At 63.9% G+C, this 1,071-nt stretch carries 1 protein-coding gene; it reads left to right on the top strand.

Features of this window, described 5'->3' with window-relative positions; translation table 11 throughout:
- Window positions 1–979 (top strand): PPE family protein, SVP subgroup (locus AC5Y5O_RS32035; RefSeq protein ID WP_500028750.1); only part of this gene is annotated, 979 nt, incomplete at its 5' end.
- Window positions 980–1,071: the final 92 nt, after the last annotated feature.

The following is a 1,071-nucleotide window of genomic DNA, read 5'->3' as shown; positions in this document are numbered from 1 at the left end:
GACCACCGAGGCGCAATACGCCGAAATGTGGGCCCAGGACGGCGAGGCGATGGACACCTACTTCGCCTCCTCGGCAACTGCGTCCGAGTTGACGCCGTTCACCGAGGCGCCACAGACCACCAACCCCGCAGGCACAGAGATGCAAGCGGCGGCCGCACCAGCCGCAGCGGCCGCGGCGCCAGCCGCAGCCGCCGCCAGCGCGACCGCGGGCGGCCCGCTGCAATTTCTCTCGCAGCTGGCCACCGAGTACACAAACTTCATCAACGGGCTCTTTAACTCGGCCCTTGGGCCAAACGGATCAGCGTGGGTTAACGCCGTCTACACCGGCCTCAAGGGCCCACTTAGCTTTACCACCGGGTTCAACGACATCGGGCTGCTGATCAACTTCCCTGTGTCGCAGTGGCTCAAGTTCGCGCCTCCGGTGGCGTATGGCGCACTCCCCAAGGACGCGCTGGGCGCTGGTCTGGGCGCGTTGGGCTTCACCCGGGGCACCCTGTTCGGCGCGATCTCGCCGACGGCGGGTTTCGCTCGGGGCACGCTGGTCGGATCGCTGACGGTTCCGCCCAGCTGGGCCTCGTCGACGCCGGCGATCAGGACGGTGGCCGCCGCCTTGACCGCCGCCGGCCCGGAGGCCATCCCGGCGGCGGCGCTAAGCGAGGGAAGCCTGTTCAGCTCGTTAGGGATGGCGGGAATGCTGGGCAGCGCGATGGGTGCCGGAGGTCCCACCGTGGTAAACGCCAGCGTCCGCAACCGGATGAAACCGCTCAAAGACCTCAAAGATAAGAACTCGCCGGACCACCTGAAACGTTTGGTGGCACAGATTTCGGAGAAGCCCGAAACTGTGCAGCATCACAACGTCGATGAGAAAGGTCTCGACGCGCTGCTCGAGCAGCTGGCCAAGAAGCCGGGTATCCACGCGGTGCATCTGAAGAAGGGCAAGTCCAAGGTCATCCCGTCCGAAGATGCGCAATTAGGTTGAGGAACAACCTAATTCAGTGATGTGGCAGCACGAAAGAAGGTAATTGATGAAGCGACTATTCGCGGTACTCGGTGTGTTCGCGATGATTGGTT

The organism is Mycobacterium sp. NGS40 (genome assembly GCF_059812735.1).
The sequence above is the reverse complement of the archived record's forward strand: the minus strand, read 5'-3'. Positions and strand labels throughout refer to the sequence as shown.